Genomic DNA, 21940 nt, shown 5'->3' with positions numbered 1-21940 from the left:
CGCGTCAGCGGTGGGACGCGTTCCTGCCCCGGCGGTACAGGACGGCCCCGGCCGCGATCAGGGCGGCGCTGGCACCGGACGCGGCGAGCAGGGCCTCGCTGCTGCTGCCGGTGTCGGGGAGCTGGGGTGGCGGTCCCTGGTGCCCGGGGGACGAGGGCTGGCCACCGGTGCCGGGGGACGTCGGCGTCGGCGTGGGCGACGGATGGTCACCGTGGCCGGGCTGGGTCGGCGTCGGAGTCGGCGTCGGGTGGCCAGGGGGGCCGGGGGGGCCAGTCGGTGTCGGCGTAGGCGTGGGCGTGGGCGTGTCACCGTAGCCGGGCAGGGTCGGCGTCGGCGTGGGCGTGTCCTCCCCGCCGTACGGCGGGGCCGTGTGCTCGTCGCCGTAGCCACCGCTGCCGCAGTCGTCGCCGAACGCGGGGTTGAGCCCGCTGATGACGTCCGCGGTGTTCCCGCACGCGTTCACCGGCACGTCGACCGGCGCACCGGCGTGGTTGCCGGAGCCCACGCCGGGCGAGCCCTCGGCGCGGCCGTGCGTCGAGGAACCGGAGCCGGTCCTGTGGTGCCCGGAACCGTAGCCGGAGTCGTCGCCGTACGGCTCCCCGTACGACCCGCCTCTGGGCGAACCCGAGCCGTTGGCACAGGAGTTGCCGAACGCGGGGTTCAACAGGGCGACGGCGTCGACCGAGTTGCCGCAGGCGTTCACCGGTGCGTCGACCGGGACCTGGACGTTGTTGCCGGACAGGACTCCGGGTGAACCCTTGGTCGCCCCGCTCGCGTCCGAGTCGGCGTGGGCGGGGCTGCTGCCGCACAGGGACAGAATGCTTGTCGCGGCGGCCGCCGCGACCATTCCCCTACTCAGGGTCTGTCGCAATCTCGTTGTCTTCCTGCTTGAAGAAGTGGGAAAAGCCGGCCTTGGAAGGCAAGGAAGCAGTCCAAGGCCGGCTGTCACATAGCCGGAGCGGCCGATGCGTTACGACGTCACTTGTTGATGCAGACGTTGCCGAACGCCGGGTTCAGCAGGCCGATGATGTCGATCGAGTTGCCGCACACGTTGATCGGCACGTGGATCGGGACCTGGACCACGTTGCCCGACAGAACGCCCGGCGAACCGATGGCGGCACCCTCGGCGCCCGCGTCGGCGAATGCGGGAGCGGCCATACCCAGAGCCATGATCGCGCCCGCGACGACAGCAGCGGTCTTCTTCATGAGCTATCCCTTCTCTGCGGTCATGCCCCAATGACGTGACCTGCAGGCTGTAAACGAGGGATAGACATCCAGGGAAACTACGGAACGTGTGGCGCCTAGTAATTCACTCGAACGCCTTCACAGAATTGACACCGGCCCCCCATATGAGGAGAAACGGTTCGCCTGAGTGGCGGAAAAAGGCCCGGGCAGCCCGCGGGGAATTCGGGCGGCCCGAGCCTTCAGATCCGTGCTCTGTCGAGCGGAGGGATCAGTGGTTGCCCGTGCCGTTGCCCGCCAGGACGGAGATGTCGTCCAGGATGTGCGACACCGGCTCGTCACCCTTGGCCTGGGTGGAGTTGTCGGCGCACTGCTGGTTCTGCGGGGCCGACAGGATCGGCACGTCCTGGGCCACACCGACGGCGGCGATGATACCGAGGATGGCCTGGGCGTTGGCCTTCACCGGCACCCCGAGGCAGAGCTTGTTGGCGGTGCCCTGCACCAGCGTGGCCTGCGGGCTCATGTTGCCCTTGGTGATCGAGTTGCCGAACTTCGAGTGGGCCTCGTTGCCGCTGGCCGAGGTGGTGCCGTCGTTCCCGATGGCCATGGCCGGGGAGGCCGCACCGACGACGGAGGCGGCGACCGCCGCAGCGGCCATTGCCTTCTTCAGCATTTGGGTTTCCTTTCCTGGCGTGCATCACCACGACGCATGCTCCTGCCTCCGCATCAACCCCCTGGACGGGGAATGGTTTCGACGCTTCACCCGATCGGGCCGCGTACGCACAGCGAATTCACGGAAAGGTCCGCCCGCCCCGATATCGGGTTCGCCCGCTTCCTTTGTGGGCCATCGGAGTGAATGCCAGGAACCAAGCGGGTCCCGGCCAGTTGACCAGTGCGCTCCGGTGGACGGGGTTTCTTCAGAAGGGACTAGCAAGTGATCAAGAAGGTTCTGGCTTCCGCCGCGGTCGCCGCTTCCGTCGTCGGTGTCGCCTCCCCCGCCATGGCCATCGGGAACGACGGCACCACCTCCGCCAGTGGCAACGGTGCGCACCAGTCGTTCGGCAACTCGGCCACGTACGGCAACATGAGCCCGCAGATGGCCCTCATCCAGGGCTCGTTCAACAAGCCCTGCATCGGCCTGCCGGCCAAGGCGAACCTCCAGGGTCTCATCGGCCTCGGCGCCGTCGGCGTTCTGCAGGACGTGCCGATCCTGTCGGCCCCGCAGAACCAGCAGTGTGTCGAGAACTCCACGCAGGCCAAGGGCGACGAGCCGCTGTCGCACATCCTGGACGACATCTCCGTCCTGGCGGGCAACGGCAAGGACAACCACTGAGCCGTCCTCAGGGGCTCCGTTCTCTGAGCCTTGGGGCTGCAATCTGAGCCCCCGTCAGCGGGCCGCCGGTTTCCCGGCGGCCCGCTGTTTTAGCGTGCGTCGCGTGACGACGAAGAGAACCCTTTCTTCCCTGGCCATCCCCGTACTCGTCCTCGCTGCCGGCTCGACCCTGCTCGGCAGTACCGCCTTCCCCGAGCGGCAGGCCCCCCGCCCCCTCAACATCGTGCTGATGGGCACGGACAGCCGGGACACCATCACCGCCGCCGAGAAGCGCAAGTTCCACGCCGGCGGCATCGCCTGCAACTGCACCGACGTCCTGATGCTGGTGCACGTCTCCGCGCGCCGGGACCGGGTCAGCGTGGTGAGCATGCCGCGTGACTCCTACGCGGACATCCCGCCGTACCGCGACTCCGACAGCGGAAAGGAGCACGCCTCGCACCCCTCGAAGATCAACGGCGCGTACGCCGAGGGCGGTCCCGCGCTCACCGTGAACACGGTCGAGTCGATGACCGGGGTGCGGATCGACCGGTTCGTCCAGGTGGACTTCCGGCGTTTCATCGACTCCGTGAACAAGGTCGGCGGGGTGGAGGTGTGCACCGCGCGGACGCTGAAGGACTCGGCGACGAAGCTGCACCTCAAGCCCGGTAAACACCGTCTGAAGGGCGGGCCCGCGTTGCAGTACGTGCGCTCCCGGCACGTCGACCGCAGTGCCGACCTCGGGCGCATCCAGCGCCAGCAGCGGTTCCTGGTGAACGCCCTGCGCGGGCTGAAGGCCAAGAAGGCGCTGACCGACCCGGTGGGCATGGCGCGGGTGGTGGACACGCTGCTCGGGTCCGGGAAGGTCGAGCAGGGATTCGCCGCGGGCGAGCTGGTGGAGCTGGCGGCAGCCCTGGACAAGGTGCCCGCGCGGGCCCTGGAGTTCACGACCGTGCCGATCGCCGGGTTCAACCCGACCAAGCCGGGCATCGGCTCGACGCTGGCCTGGGACCGCAAGCGGGCGGACGCGATGTTCGCCAAGCTGCGCGCCGACCGGCCGCTGCTGAAGGCCGACGCCGATCCCAAGCCCAAGGACCCGCCCAGCCTGATGGGTTACGCCCCGGTGCGGGGCAGCCGGTTCGCCTGCACATGAGTGCGCGACGGGGGCGCCCGGGCGACCCGGACACGCGCTGGGCCAATCGGGGCAAAGAGCGCAACCCCGGCCGGGGTGCGGCCGTTGACGATCACGCAGCTCCTCACCGGAGTCCGCTTCTCGAAGGGAATGAACATGAAGAAGCTGTGGGCAACCGCGGCTATCGCCGCCACCGTTGTCGGCGCCGGCTCCCCCGCCATGGCCATCGGTGACGACGGCACCACGTCCGCCAGCGGCAACGGCGCCTCGCAGGAGTTCGGCAACTCGGCGACCTTCGGCGACATGAGCCCGCAGCTCTCGCTGGTTCAGGGTTCGCTGAACAAGCCTTGTGTCGGCCTGCCGGCGAAGCTGAACGCCCAGGGTCTCCTCGGCGTTGTCGCCGTCGGTGTCCTGCAGGACGTGCCGATCCTGTCGGCGCCGCAGAACCAGCAGTGTGTCGAGAACTCCACCCAGGCCAAGGGCGACGAGCCGCTGTCGCACATCCTGGACGACATCTCGGCCCTCTCCGGCAACGGCCAGCACAACGGCTGATCCTCGGATCTCCCGCCACGGCGGGTCACCGGTTCCTCCGGTGGCCCGCCGTTCGGCTGTGCGGGGGCTACCGCTGCTTGCGGTAGAGCGCCTCGATCTCCTCGGCGTACGCCGCGAGGACCGCGTGCCGCTTGACCTTCAGGGACGGCGTGAGCAGGCCGTTGTCCTCGGTGAACTCGCCCTCGACCAGGGTGAAGGCTCGGATCGACTCGGCGCGCGAGACGGCCTCGTTGGCGTGGTCCACGGCCTTCTGGACGGCCGCGCGCAGCGCGGGGTCGCGGACGAGTTCGGACAGCGGGGTGTCGGCGGGGCGTCTGCGGACGGCCAGCCAGTGGGCGACCGCCTCGGGGTCGAGGGTGACCAGTGCGGCGACGAAGGGGCGGTTGTCGCCGACGACGAGGCACTGGCCGACTGGTGAGCGGCTGCGCAGCCGGTCCTCCAGGACGGCCGGGGAGACGTTCTTGCCGCCGGAGGTGACGAGGATGTCCTTCTTGCGGCCGGTGATGGTGAGGTAGCCGTCCGCGTCGAGTGAGCCGAGGTCGCCGGTGGCGAACCAGTCGTCCTGGAGCACGGCGTCGGTCGCGGCCGGGTTGTTCCAGTACGCGCCGAAGACGATGCCGCCCTTGATCAGCACCTCGCCGTCGTCGGCGATGCGTACCGCGGTGCCGGGGACCGGGACGCCGACCGTGCCCGGGCGGGGGCGCAGGGGCGGGACGATCGTGGCGGCCGCGCTCGTCTCGGTCAGGCCGTAGCCCTCGTAGACGATGATCCCGGCGGCGTAGAAGAACAGGTTGAGATCGCGGTCGAGTGGCGAGCCGCCGCTGATGGCGTAGCGCATGCGGCCGCCGAGTTCCTTGCGGACCCGGCGGTAGACCAGCAGGTCGTACAGGGCCCAGGCGGCGTAGAGGCCGGGGCCCGGGCCCTTGCCGCGGCCGAGGAACTTCTCCAGGTAGCGCTCGCCGAAGCGGACGGCGATGCGGTCGGCGCGGTCGAAGGAGGCGGCACGGCCCATCTTCTCGGCGGTGGCGCGGCCGGTGTCGTGGATCTTCTCGAAGAGGTACGGGACGCCGACCAGGAAGGTGGGGCGGAACTCCTTGAGGGCGGGCCGGAGTTCGTCGGGCTTGATGCTCGGGCAGTGGCCGATCTCGATACGGGCCATCAGGCAGGCGATCTGGAGGGTGCGGCCGAGGATGTGGGCCAGCGGGAGGAAGAGGAGCGTCGAGGCGACCTGGCGGGTGACCTCCTTGAAGATGGGGTGCAGCAGCTCGACGGTGTTGGCGGCCTCGGCGTACAGGTTGGCGTGGGTGAGGACGCAGCCCTTGGGTTTTCCGGTGGTGCCGGAGGTGTAGCAGATGGTCGCCACGGTGTCGGGGGTCAGGCTCGTGCGGCGCTTGGTGACCTCCTCGTCGGGGAGGTCGCGGCCGAGTTCCGCGATGGGGGCCAGACCGTGGGGCTCCAACTGCCAGATGTGCGGCGGTTCTTGGTGGCGGGCGGTGCCCGTCGCCACCGTGTCGGCGTTCTCCGCGGTCTCGGTGATGACATGGCGGGCGCCCGAGTCGCGGACGATCCACTCCACCTGTTCCGCCGAGGAGGTGGCGTAGATCGGGACGCTCTGGCCGCCCGCGGCCCAGATCGCGAAGTCCAGGACCGTCCACTCGTAGCGGGTGCGGGACATCACCGCGACCCGGCCGCCCGGTTCGAGGCCCGCCGCGATCAACCCCTTCGCCACCGCGGTGACTTCGTGGGCGAACGCGGCGGCCGTGACGGGCTGCCAGGTGTCGCCCCGCTTGCGGCGCAGGACCACGGCGCCGGGTGCCTCGGCCGCGTTGGCGAAGGGGATGTCGGCGGTGCTGCCGGCCGGGGCGGGCGGCGCGAGGGGGGCGGCGCGGGCCTCGCGGACCACCCCCCGGTCGTCCCTGACGATCTCGACCTCGGTGCGGTTCGCCAGGTCGGTGCGCTGTTTCGCCCGCTTCAGATCCTTGCGTACGCCCATGACGGCTCCCCGGTCGGCGCTGACTGGGACGTCAACTTACTCACGCGTAAGGAAAGGTCAATGGGGCCGGCAGCACCTGGACTGATGTGCGAGTCAGTCGTGGAGGCGCTGGGCCTCGCCGATCGCGTCGGCCAGTTGTGACACGTCCTCGTCCTCCGTGGTCCGTGCCAAGTCCCGCGCCTCGTCGCTCAGTTCGGACAGGGAGGGGCAGCCCGGCAGGGAGGTGCGGTTGCCGTCGGTGGAGCGGAGGGTGTCGGCGAAGTAGGCGGCCAGGGTGGTGACTTGGAAGCGGGAGCTCGCGCGGTGGACCGAGGTGTCCAGCGCATCGGTCTCCAACTGGCCGGACTCCTCGTGGGGATCGCGGGTCTCGGGGTCGAGCCAGCGGACGCTCGCCGTGGCGAGGTGGCCGTCGGCGCCCTCCTTGGTGCGGACGGCGTACAGGGCGGTGACGGTGTGGCCGGGGCCGACCTCGCCGCCGTCGACGCGGTCGTCGCGGAAGTCGTCGTCGGCGACCTTGCGGTCGTCGTAGCCGACCAGGCGGAACTCCCGGACCGTCTCGGGGTCGAAGGCGACCTGGGCCTTGGCGTCGCGGGCGGTCAGGTCGATGTTCTGCGGGAGTTGCTCGACGAAGACCTTGCGGGCGTCCTCGTCGTCGGAGACGTAGGCGGTGTGGCCGTCGCCCTTGTCGGCGAGCTCCTCCATCAGCTCGTCGCCGTAGTCGCTGCCGACGCCGACGCCGAAGAGGGTGATGCCGTGCTCGCGGCGCTCGCTCGCGATGCGTTCGAGGATGCTCTCGGAGTCGGTGTCGCCGGTGTTGGCGAGGGCGTCGGAGATGAGGACGACCCGGTTGGTGGCGTCCTCGCGCAGGCCGTCCTCGGCGGTCTCGTAGCCGGTCTCGACGCCCGCGCCGAGGTTGGTGGAGTCGGTGGGCTCCAGGCTGTCGATCGCGTCGTGGACCTCGCCGCGGCGGCCGTCGAGACGGGTCATCGGCAGGACCCGCTCGGCCTCGTCGCTGAAGGTGACGATCGCGACGGAGTCGTCGTCGCGGAGCTGGTCCGTCATCGTGTCGAGGGAGTCCTTGGCCAGGTCCAGGCGGCCCGGTTCGCCCATCGAGCCCGAGATGTCGATGACGAAGGTGAGCGCGGCGGGCGGGCGGTCGCCGGCGTCCTCGGCGCCGCGGGTGGCAAGGCCCACGCGGACCAGGGACCAGTCGTCCTCGGTGGTGCGGGCGCCGTCCACGGTGACCGTGAAGCCGTTGCCGTCGGGGCGGTCGTAGTCCTGGCGGAAGCTGTTGACGAACTCCTCCGGCCGGACCGTCGACGGGTCGGGCAGCCGGCCGTCGGCGAGGGTGCGGCGGGCGTAGCCGTAGGAGGCGGTGTCGACGTCGAGGGCGAAGGTGGAGAGGTAGTCGGGTGACGGAGCGACCTCGCGGGAGTCGTCCGGGCTGCTCTGTTGCTCGCCCTCGGGTGCGGGGGCGTATCCCCTGCCCGAGCTGTCCGACGCTTTGTCGCCGCCACCGTCGTCCGTCCCGCTGCAGCCGGTCAGCAGCAGGCCGCCCGCCGCGGTCACCGCGAGCAACGCCGTGCGCAGGCGCCGTATTCGATACCGCTCCATCTTCCGTGCCCCCTTGGTCCGTTGACGTCGACTTCTGTGACTGTGACGGGCCAGGGGGCCGGAACGTGCGTCACGGAGCGTTGCGGAAGGGTCTCGAAGAGGGCACGGTGCAGGGCCGTTGAGACCGGTATGCGATCTTCCGTTGACCTAGGAGACCACGTCCTTGCGGGCGAAACCGCGGAAGGCCAGCGCGAACAGCACGAGGGCGTACGTTACCGAGACCGCGGCGCCCTGGATCATGCCGGACCACTCCATGCTGGGCTGGACGGCGTCCGCCCACGCGAATTGCCAGTGCGCGGGCAGGAAGTCGCGCCAGTCGCCGAGGGCGGTCACCGCGTCCAGGACGTTGCCGACGATCGTCAGGCCCACCGCGCCGCCGACCGCGCCGAGCGGGGCGTCGGTGCGGGTGGAGAGCCAGAACGCGAGCCCGGCGGTGACGAGTTGGGACACGAAGATGAACGCGACGACGATCACGAGCCGTCCGGCCGCGGTGCCCGGTGACAGGGCACCGCCCGTCGGGATCTCCAGCGAACCCCAGCCGTACGCGGCCGTGCCCACGGCCAGCGCCACGACCGGCAGCAGGATCATCGCGGCCAGGCTCAGGCCGAGGCCGACCACCAGCTTGGACCACAGGAGGCGGGCCCTCGGCACAGGGGCGGCCAGCAGATAGCGCAGGGAGGACCAGCCGGCCTCCGACGCGACCGTGTCGCCGCAGAACAGGGCGACCGGGATGACCAGCAGGAAGCCCGCGGACACGAACAGGTTGACGGCGGCGAAGTTGGCGCCGGACGCGGTCGCCGTGTCCATCAGGGAGACGGTGTTGTTGCGGCCGCCGGGCTCGCCCCCGATCGCGAACGCGATCAGCAGCACGAAGGGGAGGGCGGCGAGGATGCCGAACATCACCATCGTGCGGCGGCGTTTGAGCTGGCGGACCAGCTCTACGCGGAGGGGGAGGGTGCGGCGGGGCTGGTAGCCGGAGGCGGTTTCGGTGAGCGTGGTCATGCTGAGCCTCCGATCAGGGTGAGGAAGGCGTCCTCCAGGCGGCGATGGGGGCCCAGTGAGACGACCGGTACCTCTAGGCGGACCAGGTCCACGAGGAGGGCGGCGGCGGGTTGTTGTTCGGCTGCGGGTTCGTCGGGGCTGGTCGCACCCCGCGGCGGAGCCGCAGATCGATACAGTCCCGCGCCCCTTGGCGGCGTCGATCCGAGGCGTACCAAGAGGCCACCCTCTGTTCTCGTTGCCGAAGCGATCTGGGGTAGCGCCTCCACCTTTTCCAGCAGGGGGTCCGTGATGTCTGCCGCCAGGCCCACCAGCAACGTGTCGCCAGCGCCGATGATCTCCGCCACCGGGCCCGCCTGGACCAGCTGTCCTCGGTCCATCACCACCAGGTGGGTGCAGGTCTGTTCGACCTCTGCCAGGAGGTGGCTGGAGACTATGACCGTGCGGCCGGCGGCCGCGTAGCGGATCATCACCTCGCGCATCTCGCGGATCTGTGGCGGGTCGAGGCCGTTGGTCGGTTCGTCGAGGATCAGGAGGTCCGGGAGGCCGAGCATGGCCTGGGCGATGGCCAGGCGCTGGCGCATGCCCTGGGAGTAGGTGCGGACCGCGCGGGCCAGCGCGTCGCCGAGGCCGGCGATCTCCAGCGCCTCGTCCAGGTGGGCGTCCCCGGGTGGGCGGCCGGTCGCCGCCCAGTACAGCTCCAGGTTCTCCCGGCCGGACAGGTGCGGCAGGAAGCCCGCGCCCTCGACGAAGGCGCCGACCCGGGAGAGGACCGGGGCCCCCGGGCGGATGGCGTGGCCGAAGACGCGGATCTCGCCGCCGTCCGGCTTGATCAGGCCCATCAGCATGCGCAGGGACGTGGTCTTGCCGGCGCCGTTCGGGCCGAGGAGGCCCAGGACCTGGCCCTTCTCCACGCGGAAGGAGAGGTCGCGGACGCTGTAGCGGTCGCTGCCCGGGTACTTCTTGCTCAAGTCCGTGATCTGGAGCGGGACTTCGGCCAGCTCCGGGTCCGGGGCGGGCATCGCGGTGCGGCGGCGGGCCGTGAGGAGGAGGGTGAGGGCGAGGAGCGCGCCCGCGAGCGGGAGCCACCAGACCCACGAGGGCAGCGGGGCCGCGGCGGTCCGCACCCCGGGGGCGGTCGGGACCGTCAGGTCGCCCTTCAGGGAGACCGTGTACGTCGCCGGGGCCGCCGGGGAGGCGTAGCCGAGGTCCGTGGAGGCGAGGACCAGGCGGAGCCGGTGGCCGTTCTCGATCTTGTGGTCGATCGCCGGGAGGGTGACGGTGACGTCCTTGCCGGACTTGGCGCCCTCGACGCGCAGGGGCGTCACCAGCTGGGAGGGCAGTACTTGCCGGGTGCCGTCGGGGCCGACGTCGTACAGCTTGGCGAAGAGCACCGCGTCGTCGGACGTGGAGGTCACGTGGACGGTGGCCGTCGGGGCGCCGGTGATGCGGAGGTCGTCGGTGACCGGCGCGGAGTCGAACCGGGCGTACTGGCCCGGGAAGTCCAGGGAGACGCCGACGCCGAGGGAGGAGAGCTGGGCGAGGCCGCCCGCGCTGCCGAGGCCGGGGAGGGCGGAGACGCCGGGCGGGTTGGCGCCGGCCGGGTTGGTGACCCGCTGTTCCTCGCGGCCGGTGAGGGCGAACGTGCGGTCGCCGCTGTGCAGGCCGGGGTAGGTGTCGGAGCTCGCGCCCCTGAGCTGGGCGGCGCCGTCGGTGGAGTCGACGCCTCCGGTGCGGGTCACGCGGAAGGCGGGGCCGGTGTCGACGCCGGAGTCCTTCTTGAGGTAGCGGTCGAACCACGACTCCGTGCGGGCCTGGACGCGGCTGCCCTCCATGTCGCCGCCGTCGTGGCCGCCCGCGATCCAGTCGACGTCGACGGGGGCGCCGTTGGCCTTGATCGCCTTCGCGGCGGCGTCGGCCTGGTCGAGGGTGAAGAGGGAGTCGGTCTGGCCCTGGAGGAGCAGGGTGGGGACCTTGATCCTGTCGCCGACCGCGGAGGGGGAGCGTTCGGTGAGCATCTTCTCGGCGGCGGCGTCCGGGGTGCCGGACTCCGCGACCCGGTCGTACATCGCGCAGATCTGCGGTTCGAACCGGGCGCAGCCGCCGCCCGTGTTCACGAAGACGCCGGCCCAGAGCTTCTTGAACACGCCGTTCGGGAACAGGGCGTCCGAGAGGTTCCAGTAGGTGATCGCGGGGGCGATGGCGTCGACGCGGGCGTCGTGGCCCGCGGTCAGCAGGGCGATGGCTCCGCCGTAGGAGGCGCCCGCCATGCCCACGCGCGGGTCGCCCTTCTTGTCGAGCTGGACCTGGGGCTGCCGCGCCAGCCAGTCGATGAGCTTCGAGACGTCGGCGACCTCGCCCTCGGGGTCGTTCAGCCCGATCTTGCCGGTCGACCGGCCGAAGCCTCTCGCCGACCAGGTGAGGACCGCGTAGCCGTCCCGGGCGAGGTCCTCGGCCTGTTGGCGCACGTCGGCCTTGGAGCCGCCGAAGCCGTGGCCCAGCAGGACGGCCGGGCGGCGCCCGGAGCCCCTCGAGACGAAGTACGAGGTGTCTATGCGGACGCCGTTCACCGCCATGACCTGGTCGGTGGCGCGCACCGGGGACGGGTCGTCGTCGGCGACCGCCGTCCAGGTACCGGCCCCCGCGAGCACGACGACGGCGGCCCCGGCGGCCAGCAGTCGCCGGGGCCGCCGCAGCAGCCCTCGCAGTCGAAGATCCATGCTTCAACGGTACGGGCTGAACCTGTCGGGGAGTTGTCGACCACAGACCGAACCCTCCGACCTCCCAGGGGTGTACACGTGTCCTCGCGCATACCGCGCTCGAAGTACGAGGAACAGTGTTCGAGGTGCCACCCGATGCATTGAAAAGCCGGGAAACCGAGCGTGTCCGCGGCGGACGCGGTCTTCGCTTGAGGGTCCGCCCCTTTGCGAATGGAGACGCCCTCGTGCGTATCACCGACATCCAGCGCTGCGACATCCGGCCCGGACGGCTCGTCGAGTGGACGCTCAGTCCGGCGACCGTGGCCGCGGCGCGGGGGCTGCCGGAGGACACCCGGCCACCGGCGTACATCCAGGAGTCGCACATCAGGACCGCCCGCACGGTCCGCGAGGACGGCCTCTTCGTCCCGACCTGGCTCGGTGCCGCCTTCGACATCCCCGGGCCGGTCGACCTCGGCGCCCTGGAGGCGGCCCTGCGCGCGTGGACGCTGCGGCACGAGACGCTGCGCAGCGGGTTCCGGCCGGACGGGGATGCGCTGCGGCGGTTCACGCTGGACGCCCGGGACGTGTCCCTGCACCGGGAGGACGCCGGGGAGTTCACGGACGCGACCGCTCTGGTCCGGCACCTCCAGGACCGCTTCGACGTCACCGCGGACGCGCTGCGCTGGCCGAACCTGATGTACGCGGCGGTCGTCCGGGACGACTCGACAAGCGTGTACATGGCGTTCGACCACAGCAACGTCGACGCGTACTCGATCTATCGGATCCCCTCGGAGATCCACGAGCTGTACGCGGGCCGTGGCATGACCGACGAGGCGCCGGTCAGCAGCTACATCGACTTCTGCCGGATCGAGCGGGCCGACGCCGACCGGATCGACGAGGACCACGAGACCGTGGGGCGCTGGCGGGAGTTCATCCGGCGGTGCGACGGGACGCTGCCGACGTTCCCCCTGGACCTGGGGGTGGAGCCGGGTGGTCCGCTGCCCGAGCAGAAGATGATGTGCGAGATGCTCGTGGGCCCCGGGGAGGCGGCCGCCTTCGAGGCGTACTGCCGGCCGTACGGCGGCAGCCTGGTCGGGGTGCTGGCGGCCACCGCGCTGATCGCCGGGGAGCTCGGGGGTGCCTCCGTCTACCGGACGGTGGTGCCCTTCCACACCCGGGTGAAGTCCCAGTGGTCCGACTCGGTGGGCTGGTACGTCGGCGGGGCACCGATCGAGGTGCCGGTGCCCGCGGACTTCCGCAGCGCGCTGCCCGCCGTCCGCGCGCAGTTGCAGGCCGCCCGGCCGCTGTCCCGGATGCCGCTCGCCCGGGTGCTGCGCCTGCTGGGCACCGACTTCCGGCCCACCTCGCCGGACCTGTACTCCATCGTGTCGTTCACCGACGCGCGAGCCCTGCCGGGGGCCGAGCGGTGGGACGCGCTGTCGGCGTACGGACTGATCCGGGTGTCGTACGGGGACCAGGTGTGCGTGTGGCTGAACCGGCTGCCCGACGGGGTGTGGTTCGCCTGCCGGTACCCGGACACGGACGTCGCCCACAAGAACATGCGGCTGTACGTGGAGAGGCTGCGGGCGCTGATGGCGGCGACGGACGGCCCGGGCCCGTCCTAGGCGCGTTCGTCCTCGGGGATCTCCACCAGCCAGCGGGTGTCCCGACGCGGGCGGAGGTACAGGGCCCAGTAGAGCGTGGCCGCCGCCGTGATGCCGCCCGTCCACAGCAGGTACTGCGTCTCCTGCTCGCTGAGGATGTAGGCCAGCACTCCGATCAGCAGGACCGGCATCGCGGGCCACAGGGGCATCCGCCAGGCCGGGGTGTGCCGGTGGGCGCCCCTGCGGGCCAGGAGGGCGGCCACCGCGACCAGGAGGTACATGCCGGTCACCGAGACGCCGGTCACGCCGTACAGGGTGTCCAGGTTGACGAAGCACAGGGCGGCGCCGGGGATGCCGACGGCGAGGGTGGCGACCCAGGGGGAGCCGAAGCGGCCGAGCCTGGAGAAGACGTCATTGACCGGCTGCGGCCAGGCCTTGTCGCGGGCCGAGGCGAACAGGACGCGGGAGTTCTGGATGACCATGACGATGCCCGCGTTGATGATCGCGAGGGCCACGCAGAGGCTGACGAAGGTGCCGACCGCCGAGTTGGACCAGGCCGTGACCATGGCGCTGATGTCGCCGCCGGTCAGCTCCGACAGGTCGCTCGCGCCCAGGGTGATCGCGACCACCGGCACCAGGATGATCACCGAGGAGATGGCGAGGGTGGCCAGCACCGTACGGGCGACGTTGCGGCGCGGGTTCTCCAGTTCCTCGGAGAGGTAGACGGCCGTCGAGAAGCCCTGGGTGACGAACAGGGCGATCGCCAGGCCGGAGACGACCAGCATGGCCGTCACCGTGTCCGTGCCGCCGTGCGACCCGGCCACCTGCATCGACACCAGGCTGCCGGCGCCGCGCTCGGCGTGGGCGAAGCCCAGCACCGCGACGACCGCCGCCGCGATGACCTCCAGGACCAGGAAGACGCCGGTGATCCAGGCGTTGGCGCGCAGGTCGAGGAGGCCGGCGAGGGTGGCCAGGAGCATCACGCCGGCGCCCGCGAGGGACGGGTCCAGGTGGATCACAGGGGCCAGGTAGTCCGCGGTGCCCATCGCGATCACCGGCGGGACGATCATCACGACCAGGAGGGACAGCACGAAGACGAGCCAGCCCGCGAGGCGGCCCGCCATCGTCGAGACCATCGCGTACTCGCCGCCCGCGCTCGGGATGAGGGTGCCGAGCTCGGAGTAGCAGAACGCCACGGCGATACAGAGGAGGGAGCCGATCGCGATCGTGAGGGCGGTCGCGGTGCCGAGGGAGCCGAAGAGGTCGGGGACGACCACGAAGAGCGTGGAGGCGGGTGTCACGCAGGAGAGCGTGAGGAGGGTGCCGCCGACGACCCCGATGGAACGCTTGAGCTTCCGGGTGCCGGCCTCCGGCGCCTCGGGGAGGGCGGCGGTGTCGACAGGGCGGAGCGTGTCGGTCATACGGCGGTTCCCATCGACGTCGGCGGGTGCAGTGGATTGCGCTGCATCGAACCCCGACGAAACCAGCACGTCAATAGGTGTTTGCCTACGGAATCCGTAGATCGAAGCCACCGTGACTCGTCTTTACGTCAATTCGAGTCAGGTAATTCCGCATCTTGCAGCCGTACGACATTCGCAGCTCGGGCGTCAAAAAAACGTCAGGGTGTCCGGAATCCGAACAAGTCAGTGGCTCCCGCTAGCATCACCCGTCACAGTGGACGCACAGATTTCACAGCGGGGTGGGGACAGATGAAGGTGAAGCACACGGCTGCCTGGGTGGGGTTCACGGCGGCGGCGCTGGTGGCCACGTCGGCATGCGGCGCGGACTCCGTCAGACAGGCGGCCGACGCCGTCGACAAGACCGACGCGATCATGGCGGCGCTCAGCCGCGCCACCGACCGGACCGAGAAGCTCGGTTCGGCCGAGGTGAAGATGACGACCGACCTGGGCACCGGCACGCCGATCGCCATGGACGGCACCTACTCGTGGGGCGACGGGCTGGCGTACGACGTCGAGATGGACACCGCCGCCTCGCAGATGCAGACGGTGCAGGACGACCCGACGATCCGCGCCCTGTTCGTCGACGGCGTCTACTACTACGACGTCGACCCGCAGGTCTCCGGGCCGCTCAAGGGCAAGGAGTGGATGTCCGTCGACGCCTCCGCCCTGGTCGGCGAGAGCGGGATGGCGTCGTTGAGCAACGGCGGAGGCTCCAACCCGACGCAGTCCCTGAAGAGCCTCAAGTACGCGAAGGACGTCGAGGACCTGGGCACGGAGAGCGTGAACGGCCAGAAGGCGACCCATTACCGGGCCGTGATCGACGCCTCGCGCATGGGCGTGCTCCAGAACGCCAACAAAGAGGGCACGCTGCTGAACGACATGACCGGCAGCGTCAGCTCCGTCACCATGGACGTCTGGCTGGGCGAGAAGGATCTGCCGGTCCGGCTGAAGCAGGTCATGGGCAGGATCAAGGTCACCATGGACTTCAAGGGGTTCGGTACCACGGCCGCGATCAAGGCCCCGCCGGCCGCGCAGACCGCCGACATGACCCAGATGCTCAAGGACAGTCAGCAGTCGTAGGCATGACCGAGCCCGGGCACCCGATGAGGTGCCCGGGCTCCGACGTCACTCAGTGGTTGCGCGGGAAGCCCAGGTCCACGCCCGAGGGGCCGTCGGCCGGGTCCGGCCAGCGGGTCGTGATGACCTTGCCGCGGGTGTAGAAGTGGGTGCCGTCGTTGCCGTAGATGTGGTGGTCGCCGAAGAGCGAGTCCTTCCAGCCGCCGAAGCTGTGGTAGCCCACGGGGACCGGGATCGGGACGTTCACGCCGACCATGCCGGCCTCGACCTCCAGCTGGAAGCGGCGGGCGGCGCCGCCGTCCCGGGTGAAGATCGCGGTGCCGTTGCCGAACGGCGAGGCGTTGATGAGGGCGATGCCCTCGTCGTACGTGTCGACGCGCAGCACGGTCAGGACCGGGCCGAAGATCTCGTCCTGGTAGGCCTTCGCCGTGGTCGGCACCTTGTCGAGGAGCGAGATGCCGATCCAGTGGCCGTCCTCGTAGCCCTCGACCGTGTAGCCGGTGCCGTCGAGGACGACCTCGCAGCCCTCGGCCGCGGCGCCGGTGACGTAGGAGGCCACCTTGTCGCGGTGGACCTTGGTGATGAGCGGGCCCATCTCGGAGGTCGGGTCGTTGCCGGGGCCGATCTTGATCTTCTCGGCGCGCTCGCGGATCTTGTCGACCAGCGCGTCACCGATCGAGCCGACCGCCACGACCGCGGAGATCGCCATGCAGCGCTCGCCCGCGGAGCCGTAGGCGGCGCTCACGGCCGCGTCCGCCGCCGCGTCGAGGTCGGCGTCCGGGAGGACCAGCATGTGGTTCTTAGCGCCGCCCAGGGCCTGGACGCGCTTGCCGTTCGCCGAGGCCGTGGTGTGGATGTAGCGGGCGATCGGGGTCGAGCCGACGAAGGAGACGGCCTTGACGTCCGGGTGCTCCAGGAGGCGGTCGACGGCCACCTTGTCGCCGTGGACGACGTTGAAGACGCCGTCGGGCAGACCGGCCTCGGCCAGCAGCTCGGCGATCTTGATCGACGCCGACGGGTCCTTCTCCGACGGCTTCAGCACGAAGGTGTTGCCGGTCGCGATGGCGATCGGGAACATCCACATCGGGACCATCGCCGGGAAGTTGAACGGCGTGATGCCGGCGACGACGCCGAGCGGCTGGCGGATCGCGGCCACGTCGACGCGGCTGGCGACCTGCGTCGACAGCTCGCCCTTCAGCTGCACGTTGATGCCGCAGGCCAGGTCCACGATCTCCAGGCCGCGGGCCACCTCACCGAGCGCGTCGGAGTGCACCTTGCCGTGCTCGGCGGTGATCAGCTCGGCGATCGCGTCGCGGTTGGCGTCCAGCAGCGCACGGAACTTGAAGAGGATCTCCGTGCGCTTGGCCAGCGAGGACTGGCCCCAGGACAGATACGCGTCCTTGGCGGCCTGGACCGCGGCGTCGACCTCGTCGACCGACGCGAACGCGACCTTCGTGGTGACCGCGCCGGTCGCCGGGTCGGTGACCGGCCCGTAGTTGCCCGACGCGCCTTCGACGGTCTTGCCGCCGATCCAGTGGTTGACGATCTTCGTCATGCCCAGTTGCTCCTTCACAGATGGCGGCGTCGGGTAGAGACGTGCCGGTCGTACAGCTCTCGTGCCTTCACCGCGGACGGTCGGGTCGCGGTCTCGGCCACAGGTACATCCCACCAGGCTTGCGCCGGAGGCGCGCCCGACACTGTGTCTGCCGTTTCGGTCTCGACGTAGACACAAGTGGGAGTGTCCGCCGCGCGTGCCTGGGCGAGAGCCTCGCGCAGGTCACCCACGGTCTTCGCGCGCAGCACGCGCATCCCCAGGCTGGCCGCGTTGGCGGCCAGGTCCACCGGGAGCGGCGCCCCGGTGTAGGTTCCGTCGTCCGACTGGTACCGGTACGCGGTGCCGAACCGCTCGCCGCCCACCGACTCGGACAGGCCGCCGATCGAGGCGTACCCGTGGTTCTGCACGAGCAGCATCTTGATCGCGACGCCCTCCTGGACGGCGGTGACGATCTCGGTCGGCATCATCAGGTAGGTGCCGTCGCCGACGAGCGCCCAGACGTTGCGGTCGGGGGCGGCCATCTTCACGCCGATCGCGGCCGGGATCTCGTACCCCATGCAGGAGTAGCCGTACTCCAGGTGGTACTGGTCCCGGGACCGGGCCCGCCACAGTTTGTGCAGGTCGCCGGGGAGCGAGCCGGCCGCGTTGATGATGATGTCGCTCTCGTCGACGAGGGCGTCCAGGGCGCCGAGGACCTGGGGCTGGGTGGGGCGCACGTCTATCTCGTCGGCCTCGTAGCAGGCGTCGACGCGGTGCTCCCAGCGCTGCTTGTCCTCGGTGTACTCGGTGACGTACGCGTCGGCGACCCGGTGGCCGTGCATCCCGAGGGCCTCGGTGAGCTCCGCGAGGCCGCTGCGGGCGTCCGCGACCAGCGGCCGGCCGGAGAGCTTGTGGCCGTCGAAGGGCGCGATGTTGAGGTTGAGGAAGCGGACGCCGGGCGTCTCGAAGAGCGTCCCGGAGGCGGTGGTGAAGTCGGTGTAGCGGGTGCCGACGCCGATCACCAGGTCGGCCTGGCGGGCGAGTTCGTTGGCGGTGGCGGTGCCGGTGTGGCCGACCGCGCCGACGTCCTGGGGGTGGTCCCAGCGCAGCGAGCCCTTGCCGGCCTGGGTGGAGGCGACGGGGACGCCGGTGGCCTCGGCGAACTCGGCGAGGGCCTCCTCGGCGCGGCTGTGGTGGACGCCGCCGCCGGCGATGACCAGCGGCCTGCGGGCCGACCTGATCGCCGTGATGGCCTCGGCGAGTTCGGTCGGGTCGGCGCCCGGACGTCGTACGACCCAGGTGCGCTCGGCGAAGAACTCCTCGGGCCAGTCGTACGCCTCGGCCTGGACGTCCTGCGGGAGGGCGAGGGTGACCGCGCCCGTCTCCACCGGGTCGGTGAGGACCCGCATCGCCTGGAGGGCGGCCAGGATCAGGGCCTCGGGGCGGGTGACGCGGTCGAAGTACCTCGACACCGGGCGCAGGCAGTCGTTGACGCTGAGGTCGCCCGCGTAGGGGACCTCCAGCTGCTGGAGGACCGGGTCGGCGGGGCGGGTGGCGAAGATGTCGCCGGGCAGCAGCAGGACCGGCAGGTGGTTGATCGTGGCGAGGGCGGCGCCGGTGACCAGGTTGGTGGCGCCGGGGCCGATGGAGGTCGTGACGGCGTGCGTGGACAGGCGGTTGGACTGGCGGGCGTAGCCGACGGCCGCGTGCACCATGGACTGCTCGTTGCGGCCTTGGTGGAAGGGCATCTCGTCGCCGTACTCGACGAGCGCCTGGCCGAGCCCGGCCACGTTGCCGTGGCCGAAGATGCCCCAGGTCGCGGAGATCAGCCGCTGCCGGATGCCGTCGCGTTCGGTGTACTGGGCGGCGAGGAAGCGGACGAGCGCCTGGGCGACGGTCAGCCGGGTCGTGGTCGGAGTCATCGGTAACCCTCCGTGTGGTCCGGGTGGAAGCAGATCCGCCACTCCCGCGTCTCACCCGGGCCCGCCATGACGTTCAGGTAGTACATGGCGTGCTCGGGCTGGGCGATCGACGGGCCGTGCCATCCGTCGGGGACGAGGACGGCGTCACCGGAGCGGACCTCCGCGAGGACGTCCGATCCGCCCTCACGGGAAGGGGATACGCGCTGATAGCCGAAACCGTTCGGGCCGTCGATCTCGAAGTAGTAGATCTCCTCCAACTCCGCTTCCTCACCCGGCCGGTGCTCGTCGTGCTTGTGCGGCGGGTACGAGGACCAGTTGCCGCCGGGGGTGATGACCTCGACGGCGATCAGCTTGTCGCAGTCGAAGGCGTCGGCGGAGGCGAAGTTGCGGACGTGGCGCAGCCGGTTGCCGCTGCCGCGTTCCTCGGTGGGGACCTCCGGCGCGGGGCCGTAGCGGGCGGGGAGTCGTCGCTCGCACTTCGCTCCTGCCAGGGCGAAGCGGCCTCCCGCGCCGGAGGCGATCGTTGCCCGGGCGTCACGGGGCACGTACGCGAAGTCGGAGACCGACGCGAACACGCTTTCCCTGCCCAGGAGTTGGAACTCTTTTTCTTCCGTTTGCACGGTACATCCGCCTTCCAGCGGAAGCACGATCCACTCGCTGTCACCGGTGGTGAAGGTGTGCGTGCCACCCGGCTCCAGCGCGACGATCCGCAGACTGCAGTACGTCCAGCCGGCCCGCTTCGGATCGATGTCCACTGTGTACAGGGCGCTGGTGGAGGAACCCTTGGGGATGTGAAGATCGTTACTCATGCGGCCCTCACAGGAGTCCTACGGCGGTGTCGACGGCGGCGGCGACGTCCCCGTCCGCCGGGTAGAGCAGTGAGCGTCCGACCACGAGGCCGCGCACGGTGGGGAGTTGAAGGGCACCCCGCCACTTCTCGTACGCCCCGTCCTGGTCCTCGCCGACCTCGCCGCCAAGGAGCACGGCGGGCAGCGTGGAGGTGGCCATGACCTCGGCCATGTCATCGGGGTTCTCGGTGACCGGCACCTTCAGCCAGGTGTAGGCCGAACTGCCGCCCAGGCCCGAGGCGATGGCGATGGACCTGGTGACGGCCTCGGCGGAGAGGTCGTTCCGCACCTTGCCCTCGGCCGTGCGGAAGCTGATGAACGGCTCGACGAAGACGGGCAGTCGGCGTGCCGCCATGTCGTCGATGGCCCGCGCGGTGGACTCCATGGTGGTGAGGGAGCCGGGGTCGTCGTAGTCGATGCGCAGGAGCAGTTTGCCCGCGTCGAAGCCGAGCCGCTCGATGTCCTCGGCGCGGTGGCCGGTGAAGCGGTCGTCGAGTTCGAAGCGGGCGCCCTGGAGGCCGCCGCGGTTCATCGAGCCCATGACGACCTTGCCGTCGAGGGCGCCGAGCAGCAGCAGGTCGTCGAGGATGTCGGCGGTCGCGAGGACGCCGTCGACGCCGGGGCGGGAGAGCGCGAGGCAGAGGCGTTCCAGCAGGTCGGCGCGGTTGGCCATGGCCTTCGGATTGCCGCCGACGCCCAGTGCGCCCCGGGCGGGGTGATCGGCGGCGACGATCATGAGCCGGTCGGTGTCGCCGAGCAGCGGACGCCTCGCGCGCCGGGCGGCGGCCTCGGCGATCGCCTCGGGGTGGCGGGTGCGCAGACGGACGAGTTCGGCGATGTCGACGGTGCTCACCGGGCGGCCTCCGCGGTGGTCGGGGCGGCGGCCTCCGCGGTGGTCGAGGTGGCGGCCTCCGCGGTGGTCGTGGTGGTCGGGGTGGCCGCCGCCGCGCTGCTCGGCCGTACGGCTCCCGCGGTGATCGCCGCCTCGATCTCGGCCGGTGTCGGCATGGCGGAGCTGCACTCCAGGCGGGAGGCGACGATCGCGCCGGCCGCGTTGGCGTGCCGCATGATCTTCTCCAGGTCCCAGCCTTCGAGGAGGCCGTGGCACAGGGAGCCGCCGAAGGCGTCACCGGCGCCGAGCCCGTTGAGGACGTCCACCGGGAGCGGCGGGACCTCGGCGGAGGTGCCGTTCCGGTCGACCGCGAGCACGCCCTTGGGGCCCTGCTTGACGACGGCGAGCTCGACGCCGGCGTCGAGGAGCGCCTCGGCGGCGGCGCGGGGCTCGCGCACGCCCGTGGCGACCTCGACCTCGTCGAGGTTCCCGACGGCGACGGTGGTGTGCTTGAGGGCCTCGGCGTAGAAGGGGCGGGCCGCGTCCGGGTCCTTCCAGAACATCGGCCGCCAGTCCAGGTCGAAGACCGTCGTCCCCGCCTTGGCCCGGTGGGCGAGGGCCGCGAGCGTCGCCGTACGGCTGGGCTCCTCGCTCAGACCGGTGCCGGTGACCCAGAAGACGCGGGCCTCGCGGATGGCGTCGAGGTCGAGCTCGTGGGCGTCGATCTCCAGGTCGGGTGCCTTGGGCTGCCGGTAGAAGTACAGCGGGAAGTCGTCCGGCGGGAAGATCTCGCAGAACGTGACCGGGGTCGGCAGGCCCGGGACCGGGGTGACCCAGCGGTCGTCCACGCGGAAGCCCCTCAGGGCCTCGTGGAGGTAGGTGCCGAAGGGGTCGTCGCCGGTCCGGGTGATCACCGCGGTCCGCCGTCCCAGACGGGCCGCGGCGACCGCGACGTTCGTCGCCGAGCCGCCGAGGAACTTGCCGAAGGACGACACCTGCGGCAGCGGGACGCCCGTCTGCAGCGGATAGAGGTCCACTCCGATCCGCCCCATGGTGATCAGGTCGTACGCCATCGAGTTCCCTTCATGCCGGTCGGACCCTCACGTCTCGCCCCGGACTTCGTATCGGCTCTCCACGGCTTTGTAGCCCCCGACGAGGAGCCCTGTCAATGTTTTGTCCAGAC

At 70.7% G+C, this 21940-nt stretch carries 18 protein-coding genes; 5 read left to right on the top strand and 13 right to left on the bottom strand.

Going from position 1 to position 21940, the window contains the following annotated elements; translation table 11 throughout:
- Positions 1-4: 4 nt before the first annotated feature.
- The 3 genes from ACFUO4_RS12310 to ACFUO4_RS12300 form a co-directional block, all read right to left on the bottom strand.
- Positions 5-871 (bottom strand): chaplin, encoded by an 867-nt coding sequence (locus tag ACFUO4_RS12310; protein ID WP_383483117.1) that lies wholly within the window; start codon positions 869-871, stop codon positions 5-7.
- A 107-nt stretch (positions 872-978) separates the two neighbouring features.
- Entirely contained in the window at positions 979-1206 is a 228-nt protein-coding gene (gene chpD / locus ACFUO4_RS12305; protein ID WP_079311373.1) for a chaplin ChpD, read from the bottom strand.
- A 247-nt stretch (positions 1207-1453) separates the two neighbouring features.
- Positions 1454-1855 carry a rodlin gene (locus tag ACFUO4_RS12300; RefSeq protein WP_079311372.1) on the bottom strand — a complete coding sequence of 134 codons (402 nt, stop codon included), beginning with the start codon at positions 1853-1855 and terminating at the stop codon, positions 1454-1456.
- Positions 1856-2116: 261 nt separating this feature from the next.
- Between ACFUO4_RS12300 and ACFUO4_RS12295 the strand changes: the two genes are divergently transcribed.
- The 3 genes from ACFUO4_RS12295 (at position 2117) to ACFUO4_RS12285 (ending at position 4175) form a co-directional block, all read left to right on the top strand.
- Positions 2117-2515 (top strand): rodlin, encoded by a 399-nt coding sequence (locus ACFUO4_RS12295; RefSeq protein WP_079311371.1) that lies wholly within the window; start codon positions 2117-2119, stop codon positions 2513-2515.
- 103 nt (positions 2516-2618) lie between these two features.
- Positions 2619-3644 carry an LCP family protein gene (locus ACFUO4_RS12290; RefSeq protein ID WP_383483112.1) on the top strand — a complete coding sequence of 342 codons (1026 nt, stop codon included), beginning with the start codon at positions 2619-2621 and terminating at the stop codon, positions 3642-3644.
- Positions 3645-3779: 135 nt separating this feature from the next.
- Positions 3780-4175, top strand: a complete 396-nt coding sequence (locus ACFUO4_RS12285) for a rodlin (RefSeq protein WP_079311377.1) — start codon at positions 3780-3782, stop codon at positions 4173-4175.
- Positions 4176-4242: 67 nt separating this feature from the next.
- Here ACFUO4_RS12285 and ACFUO4_RS12280 read toward each other — a convergent pair whose 3' ends face one another.
- From ACFUO4_RS12280 to ACFUO4_RS12265, 4 genes are all read right to left on the bottom strand, one after another.
- Positions 4243-6168: an AMP-dependent synthetase/ligase gene (locus tag ACFUO4_RS12280; RefSeq protein ID WP_383483107.1), complete on the bottom strand. Its 1926-nt coding sequence runs from the start codon at positions 6166-6168 to the stop codon at positions 4243-4245.
- 93 nt (positions 6169-6261) lie between these two features.
- Positions 6262-7782: a von Willebrand factor type A domain-containing protein gene (locus ACFUO4_RS12275; protein ID WP_383483104.1), complete on the bottom strand. Its 1521-nt coding sequence runs from the start codon at positions 7780-7782 to the stop codon at positions 6262-6264.
- A gap of 147 nt (positions 7783-7929) precedes the next feature.
- Complete coding sequence (locus ACFUO4_RS12270) at positions 7930-8784, bottom strand: ABC transporter permease (RefSeq protein WP_383483101.1); 855 nt, start codon at positions 8782-8784, stop codon at positions 7930-7932.
- Positions 8781-11501: a CocE/NonD family hydrolase gene (locus ACFUO4_RS12265; RefSeq protein WP_383483098.1), complete on the bottom strand. Its 2721-nt coding sequence runs from the start codon at positions 11499-11501 to the stop codon at positions 8781-8783. Before ACFUO4_RS12265 ends, ACFUO4_RS12270 begins: the two co-directional genes overlap by 4 nt.
- A 224-nt stretch (positions 11502-11725) precedes the next feature.
- Between ACFUO4_RS12265 and ACFUO4_RS12260 the strand changes: the two genes are divergently transcribed.
- Positions 11726-13105 (top strand): condensation domain-containing protein, encoded by a 1380-nt coding sequence (locus ACFUO4_RS12260; RefSeq protein WP_383483095.1) that lies wholly within the window; start codon positions 11726-11728, stop codon positions 13103-13105.
- Here the strand turns inward: ACFUO4_RS12260 and ACFUO4_RS12255 are convergent.
- Positions 13102-14505 carry an APC family permease gene (locus ACFUO4_RS12255; RefSeq protein WP_079311366.1) on the bottom strand — a complete coding sequence of 468 codons (1404 nt, stop codon included), beginning with the start codon at positions 14503-14505 and terminating at the stop codon, positions 13102-13104. The genes ACFUO4_RS12260 and ACFUO4_RS12255 overlap by 4 nt on opposite strands.
- 288 nt (positions 14506-14793) lie before the next feature.
- On the opposite strand from ACFUO4_RS12255, the gene ACFUO4_RS12250 reads away from it, so the two are divergent.
- A complete protein-coding gene (locus ACFUO4_RS12250; protein ID WP_383483091.1) occupies positions 14794-15624 on the top strand; it encodes a hypothetical protein in 831 nt (276 codons plus the stop codon).
- 49 nt (positions 15625-15673) lie between these two features.
- Here the strand turns inward: ACFUO4_RS12250 and mmsA are convergent, their stop codons facing one another.
- Genes mmsA through iolC form a run of 5 tightly spaced genes read right to left on the bottom strand, consistent with a single transcriptional unit; the run spans position 15674 to position 21830 of the window.
- On the bottom strand, positions 15674-17176 hold the full coding sequence (mmsA, locus tag ACFUO4_RS12245) for a CoA-acylating methylmalonate-semialdehyde dehydrogenase (RefSeq protein WP_079311364.1): 1503 nt from the start codon (positions 17174-17176) through the stop codon (positions 15674-15676).
- Positions 17177-17190: 14 nt separating this feature from the next.
- The gene (gene iolD, locus ACFUO4_RS12240) at positions 17191-19077 is read right to left on the bottom strand and encodes a 3D-(3,5/4)-trihydroxycyclohexane-1,2-dione acylhydrolase (decyclizing) (RefSeq protein WP_383483087.1); all 1887 of its coding nucleotides are present in this window, start codon (positions 19075-19077) and stop codon (positions 17191-17193) included.
- Positions 19074-19886 carry a 5-deoxy-glucuronate isomerase gene (gene iolB / locus ACFUO4_RS12235; RefSeq protein WP_383483084.1) on the bottom strand — a complete coding sequence of 271 codons (813 nt, stop codon included), beginning with the start codon at positions 19884-19886 and terminating at the stop codon, positions 19074-19076. Before iolB ends, iolD begins: the two co-directional genes overlap by 4 nt.
- A 7-nt stretch (positions 19887-19893) precedes the next feature.
- On the bottom strand, positions 19894-20778 hold the full coding sequence (locus tag ACFUO4_RS12230; protein WP_383483081.1) for a deoxyribose-phosphate aldolase: 885 nt from the start codon (positions 20776-20778) through the stop codon (positions 19894-19896).
- Entirely contained in the window at positions 20775-21830 is a 1056-nt protein-coding gene (gene iolC, locus ACFUO4_RS12225) for a 5-dehydro-2-deoxygluconokinase (protein WP_383483078.1), read from the bottom strand. The genes ACFUO4_RS12230 and iolC overlap by 4 nt, the downstream gene beginning before the upstream one ends.
- Positions 21831-21940: the final 110 nt, after the last annotated feature.

The organism is Streptomyces sp. NPDC057280, assembly GCF_042668605.1.
In the GTDB taxonomy this organism is placed as follows: Bacteria; Actinomycetota; Actinomycetes; order Streptomycetales; family Streptomycetaceae; genus Streptomyces.
Note: the sequence above shows the minus strand (reverse complement) of the source record. Positions and strands in the feature narration are given on the sequence as shown.

Excerpts from the sequence above, each read along its gene's own strand:
- chpD (WP_079311373.1), bottom strand. The coding sequence starts at position 1,206 with ATGAAGAAGACCGCTGCTGTCGTCGCGGGCGCGATCATGGCTCTGGGT.
- ACFUO4_RS12300 (WP_079311372.1), bottom strand. The coding sequence starts at position 1,855 with ATGCTGAAGAAGGCAATGGCCGCTGCGGCGGTCGCCGCCTCCGTCGTC.
- ACFUO4_RS12285 (WP_079311377.1), top strand. The coding sequence starts at position 3,780 with ATGAAGAAGCTGTGGGCAACCGCGGCTATCGCCGCCACCGTTGTCGGC.
- ACFUO4_RS12280 (WP_383483107.1), bottom strand. The coding sequence starts at position 6,168 with ATGGGCGTACGCAAGGATCTGAAGCGGGCGAAACAGCGCACCGACCTG.
- ACFUO4_RS12275 (WP_383483104.1), bottom strand. The coding sequence starts at position 7,782 with ATGGAGCGGTATCGAATACGGCGCCTGCGCACGGCGTTGCTCGCGGTG.
- ACFUO4_RS12270 (WP_383483101.1), bottom strand. The coding sequence starts at position 8,784 with ATGACCACGCTCACCGAAACCGCCTCCGGCTACCAGCCCCGCCGCACC.
- ACFUO4_RS12265 (WP_383483098.1), bottom strand. The coding sequence starts at position 11,501 with ATGGATCTTCGACTGCGAGGGCTGCTGCGGCGGCCCCGGCGACTGCTG.
- ACFUO4_RS12255 (WP_079311366.1), bottom strand. The coding sequence starts at position 14,505 with ATGACCGACACGCTCCGCCCTGTCGACACCGCCGCCCTCCCCGAGGCG.
- ACFUO4_RS12250 (WP_383483091.1), top strand. The coding sequence starts at position 14,794 with ATGAAGGTGAAGCACACGGCTGCCTGGGTGGGGTTCACGGCGGCGGCG.
- mmsA (WP_079311364.1), bottom strand. The coding sequence starts at position 17,176 with ATGACGAAGATCGTCAACCACTGGATCGGCGGCAAGACCGTCGAAGGC.
- iolD (WP_383483087.1), bottom strand. The coding sequence starts at position 19,077 with ATGACTCCGACCACGACCCGGCTGACCGTCGCCCAGGCGCTCGTCCGC.
- iolB (WP_383483084.1), bottom strand. The coding sequence starts at position 19,886 with ATGAGTAACGATCTTCACATCCCCAAGGGTTCCTCCACCAGCGCCCTG.
- iolC (WP_383483078.1), bottom strand. The coding sequence starts at position 21,830 with ATGGCGTACGACCTGATCACCATGGGGCGGATCGGAGTGGACCTCTAT.